Here is a 5,594-nt window from a genome sequence, read left to right as displayed (position 1 = left end):
AGGAGCCTGACGATTACCTACTTTCACACGGGCAATCCGCACTATCATCGGCGTGGAGCTGTTTCACGGTCCTGTTCGGGATGGGAAGGGGTGGGACCAGCTCGCTATGGTCATCAGGCATGACGGGTTGCTGCGTCGCATTTGTGGTGCGCCACAGCCAGTCGGGAAGAAGCGTAAAGAGGTTTTTTGTTGGGGTTGTGTTGTTTAGATTGGCACAACACGTGATCACTCAACCGTATGCTCTACTTGAGCCCTGCACTGCGTGCAGGGTGAGATGCTCGTAAGTGCTGAAGCACTAACGATCATCGCAACACACCTGTTATAGGATCAAGCCTTACGGGCAATTAGTATCAGTTAGCTTAACGCATTACTGCGCTTCCACACCTGACCTATCAACGTCCTGGTCTCGAACGACCCTTCAAGGAGCTCGAAGCTCCGGGGAAGTCTCATCTTGAGGCGAGTTTCCCGCTTAGATGCTTTCAGCGGTTATCTCTTCCGAACATAGCTACCCGGCGATGCGACTGGCGTCACAACCGGTACACCAGAGGTTCGTCCACTCCGGTCCTCTCGTACTAGGAGCAGGCCCCCTCAAACTTCCAGCGCCCACGGCAGATAGGGACCAAACTGTCTCACGACGTTTTAAACCCAGCTCACGTACCTCTTTAAATGGCGAACAGCCATACCCTTGGGACCGGCTACAGCCCCAGGATGAGATGAGCCGACATCGAGGTGCCAAACACCGCCGTCGATATGAACTCTTGGGCGGTATCAGCCTGTTATCCCCAGAGTACCTTTTATCCGTTGAGCGATGGCCCTTCCATACAGAACCACCGGATCACTATGACCTGCTTTCGCACCTGTTCGACTTGTCAGTCTCACAGTCAAGCACGCTTATGCCATTGCACTATCAGCACGATTTCCGACCGTACCTAGCGTACCTTCGTACTCCTCCGTTACCCTTTGGGAGGAGACCGCCCCAGTCAAACTGCCTGCCATGCACTGTCCCCGATCCGGATTCACGGACCAGGGTTAGAACCTCAAACAGATCAGGGTGGTATTTCAAGGACGGCTCCACGCAAACTGGCGTTCACGCTTCACAGCCTCCCACCTATCCTACACAAACCGGTTCAAAGTCCAATGCAAAGCTGCAGTAAAGGTTCATGGGGTCTTTCCGTCTAGCCGCGGGGAGATTGCATCATCACAAACACTTCAACTTCGCTGAGTCTCGGGAGGAGACAGTGTGGCCATCGTTACGCCATTCGTGCAGGTCGGAACTTACCCGACAAGGAATTTCGCTACCTTAGGACCGTTATAGTTACGGCCGCCGTTTACCGGGACTTCAATCAAGAGCTTGCACCCCATCATTTAATCTTCCGGCACCGGGCAGGCGTCACACCCTATACGTCCACTTTCGTGTTTGCAGAGTGCTGTGTTTTTATTAAACAGTCGCAGCCACCAGTTTATTGCAACCCCTTCACCCTCGGAGCGCAGGCTCCTCAAGCTACCAGGGCGTACCTTATCCCGAAGTTACGGTACCAATTTGCCGAGTTCCTTCTCCCGAGTTCTCTCAAGCGCCTTAGAATACTCATCTCGCCCACCTGTGTCGGTTTGCGGTACGGTCAACGTGAAACTGAAGCTTAGAGGCTTTTCCTGGAACCCCTTCCAGTTGCTTCGCTTCCTAAGAAGCTCGCGCCACACCCTTGAGTCCTGTGCCCGGATTTGCCAGAGCACCCTCTCCAATGCAGCGACCGGGACTTCCAACACCCGGACAACCTTCCGCGATCCGTCCCCCCATCGCATTTCACGCCGGTGCAGGAATATTGACCTGCTTCCCATCAGCTACGCATTTCTGCCTCGCCTTAGGGGCCGACTCACCCTACGCCGATGAACGTTGCGTAGGAAACCTTGGGCTTACGGCGAGGGGGCCTTTCACCCCCTTTATCGCTACTCATGTCAGCATTCGCACTTCTGATACCTCCAGCACACTTTCCAGTGCACCTTCGCAGGCTTACAGAACGCTCTCCTACCATGCGTGCAAAGCACGCATCCGCAGCTTCGGTATATGGCTTAGCCCCGTTACATCTTCCGCGCAGGACGACTCGATCAGTGAGCTATTACGCTTTCTTTAAAGGGTGGCTGCTTCTAAGCCAACCTCCTGACTGTTTTAGCCTTCCCACTTCGTTTCCCACTTAGCCATATTTGGGGACCTTAGCTGGCGGTCTGGGTTGTTTCCCTCTTGACGCCGGACGTTAGCACCCGACGTCTGTCTCCCGTGATTGCACTCTTCGGTATTCGGAGTTTGCTATGGCGAAGTAATCCGCAATGGACCCTTCAACCATGACAGTGCTCTACCCCCGAAGGTGAGACACGAGGCACTACCTAAATAGTTTTCGGAGAGAACCAGCTATTTCCAGGTTTGTTTAGCCTTTCACCCCTATCCACAGCTCATCCCCTAACTTTTCAACGTTAGTGGGTTCGGTCCTCCAGCACGTGTTACCGTGCCTTCAACCTGGCCATGGATAGATCACCTGGTTTCGGGTCTACACCCAGCGACTGGACGCCCTGTTCGGACTCGCTTTCGCTACGCCTGCCCTATTCGGTTAAGCTCGCCACTGAATGTAAGTCGCTGACCCATTATACAAAAGGTACGCCGTCACCCCTTGCGAGGCTCCGACTGTTTGTATGCATGCGGTTTCAGGATCTGTTTCACTCCCCTCCCGGGGTTCTTTTCGCCTTTCCCTCACGGTACTGGTTCACTATCGGTCGATCACGAGTATTTAGCCTTGGAGGATGGTCCCCCCATCTTCAGACAGGATTTCACGTGTCCCGCCCTACTTGTCGTACACCTAGTTCTTCCGTTCCGTTTTCATCTACAGGGCTATCACCTGCTATGGCCGCACTTTCCAGAGCGTTCGATTAACGGTACAGATAAAGAGTACAGGCTGATCCCATTTCGCTCGCCACTACTTTGGGAATCTCGGTTGATTTCTTTTCCTGCGGCTACTTAGATGTTTCAGTTCGCCGCGTTCGCTTCACTGCGCCTATGTATTCAGCGCAGGATGACCCATACGGGCCGGGTTTCCCCATTCGGACATCTCCGGATCAAAGCTTGTTTGCCAGCTCCCCGGAGCTTTTCGCAGGCTACCGCGTCCTTCATCGCCTGTGATCGCCAAGGCATCCACCACATGCACTTGTTCGCTTGACCCTATAACGGGTGTGTCTCTTTCATGATTGCTCATGCGATTCACGCTCGCTACAGGCTGAGTTTTCGCGTTGTGCCGTATTCCAAAGCAATCTTTCGATCACTTAAAAAATACTTCGATACAATCACAACCCTGATTCACCTACTCCACACCCATCTCTAAGTGTGTTCCGGATGAATCTCTTTACTACTTCTTCCTGATTGTTAAAGAACGACAGCCGATACTGTTACGTACCGCTCTGACTGGCTCAATCGCCAATGCAAAAGGCTCTGCTGAACTTCAGCAGAACGCTGTGCATTGAGGATTGGTGGAGGATGACGGGATCGAACCGACGACCCCCTGCTTGCAAAGCAGGTGCTCTCCCAGCTGAGCTAATCCCCCAGTCACATACTCAAGGGGGAAACCGGTCAGCCACCGCAGACAGTGGTGGGTCTGGTTGGATTCGAACCAACGACCCCCGCCTTATCAAGACGGTGCTCTAACCGACTGAGCTACAGACCCCTGAGTCTGTCTCTTCTACAGCCGACAAGTGTGAGCGCTTCAATGCGCTTTCGCGGAATAGCTCTGGAAAGGAGGTGATCCAGCCGCACCTTCCGATACGGCTACCTTGTTACGACTTCACCCCAGTCATGAATCCTGCCGTGGTGACCGTCCTCCTTGCGGTTAGACTAGCCACTTCTGGCAAAACCCACTCCCATGGTGTGACGGGCGGTGTGTACAAGACCCGGGAACGTATTCACCGCGGCATGCTGATCCGCGATTACTAGCGATTCCAGCTTCACGCAGTCGAGTTGCAGACTGCGATCCGGACTACGATCGGTTTTCTGGGATTGGCTCCACCTCGCGGCTTCGCAACCCTCTGTTCCGACCATTGTATGACGTGTGAAGCCCTACCCATAAGGGCCATGAGGACTTGACGTCATCCCCACCTTCCTCCGGTTTGTCACCGGCAGTCTCCCCGGAGTGCTCTTGCGTAGCAACTGGGGACAAGGGTTGCGCTCGTTGCGGGACTTAACCCAACATCTCACGACACGAGCTGACGACAGCCATGCAGCACCTGTGTGACGGCTCCCTTTCGGGCACTCCCACCTCTCAGCGGGATTCCGTCCATGTCAAGGGTAGGTAAGGTTTTTCGCGTTGCATCGAATTAATCCACATCATCCACCGCTTGTGCGGGTCCCCGTCAATTCCTTTGAGTTTTAATCTTGCGACCGTACTCCCCAGGCGGTCAACTTCACGCGTTAGCTACGTTACCAAGCCAATGAAGGCCCGACAACCAGTTGACATCGTTTAGGGCGTGGACTACCAGGGTATCTAATCCTGTTTGCTCCCCACGCTTTCGTGCATGAGCGTCAGTATTGGCCCAGGGGGCTGCCTTCGCCATCGGTGTTCCTCCACATCTCTACGCATTTCACTGCTACACGTGGAATTCCACCCCCCTCTGCCATACTCCAGCGATGCAGTCACCAATGCAGTTCCCAGGTTAAGCCCGGGGATTTCACATCGGTCTTACATCACCGCCTGCGCACGCTTTACGCCCAGTAATTCCGATTAACGCTCGCACCCTACGTATTACCGCGGCTGCTGGCACGTAGTTAGCCGGTGCTTATTCTTCCGGTACCGTCATCCACCCCAGATATTAGCCAGAATGCTTTCTTCCCGGACAAAAGTGCTTTACAACCCGAAGGCCTTCTTCACACACGCGGCATTGCTGGATCAGGGTTGCCCCCATTGTCCAAAATTCCCCACTGCTGCCTCCCGTAGGAGTCTGGGCCGTGTCTCAGTCCCAGTGTGGCTGGTCGTCCTCTCAGACCAGCTACAGATCGTCGGCTTGGTAGGCCTTTACCCCACCAACTACCTAATCTGCCATCGGCCGCCCCTTGAGCGCGAGGTCCGAAGATCCCCCGCTTTCCTCCTCAGAGCGTATGCGGTATTAATCCGGCTTTCGCCGGGCTATCCCCCACTCCAGGACACGTTCCGATGTATTACTCACCCGTTCGCCACTCGCCGCCAGGATTGCTCCCGCGCTGCCGTCCGACTTGCATGTGTAAGGCATGCCGCCAGCGTTCAATCTGAGCCAGGATCAAACTCTTCAGTTCAAACCTGTTACTGTTTTCTGTCTCTCTCGAGACAGGTCGCTCACTCAAAGCTGACAGGTTCTGGATAACTCCAAAAACCTGACTTACTTTCGTGTGAGACTCTTGATACTTTCGCTGTTCCCGACCACCCCTAAGGACAGTCAGGCCCGCTCACCGCATCAAGCGCCCACACTTATCGGCTGTAAATTTTTAAAGATCGTTCGCAAAAACGAAGCACTGTGGATCCATCCAGCTACCCGCCCACCGGCTTCTTCCTGCGTCGCTGCGTCTGCAGCAGAGAAACGAGATTATG

2 tRNA genes and 3 rRNA genes are annotated in these 5,594 nt (G+C 54.3%); all 5 read right to left on the bottom strand.

Annotation, left to right across the window (positions count from 1 at the left end):
• Positions 1–4: 4 nt before the first annotated feature.
• Positions 5–118 (bottom strand): 5S ribosomal RNA (gene rrf / locus BAC01S_RS29655).
• A 205-nt stretch (positions 119–323) separates the two neighbouring features.
• A 23S ribosomal RNA gene (locus BAC01S_RS29650) occupies positions 324–3,205 on the bottom strand.
• Positions 3,206–3,508: 303 nt separating this feature from the next.
• Positions 3,509–3,584: transfer RNA gene (locus tag BAC01S_RS29645), tRNA-Ala, on the bottom strand.
• 43 nt (positions 3,585–3,627) lie between these two features.
• Positions 3,628–3,704: transfer RNA gene (locus tag BAC01S_RS33140), tRNA-Ile, on the bottom strand.
• A 67-nt stretch (positions 3,705–3,771) separates the two neighbouring features.
• A 16S ribosomal RNA gene (locus tag BAC01S_RS29640) occupies positions 3,772–5,302 on the bottom strand.
• Together the 16S, 23S and 5S rRNA genes with 2 tRNA genes alongside form the textbook arrangement of a ribosomal RNA operon.
• Between the last annotated feature and the right edge of the window lie 292 nt (positions 5,303–5,594).

Origin of the sequence: Paraburkholderia acidipaludis NBRC 101816, assembly GCF_000684975.1 — a bacterium.
GTDB lineage: Bacteria > Pseudomonadota > Gammaproteobacteria > Burkholderiales > Burkholderiaceae > Paraburkholderia > Paraburkholderia acidipaludis.
The sequence above is the reverse complement of the archived record's forward strand: the minus strand, read 5'-3'. Positions and strand labels throughout refer to the sequence as shown.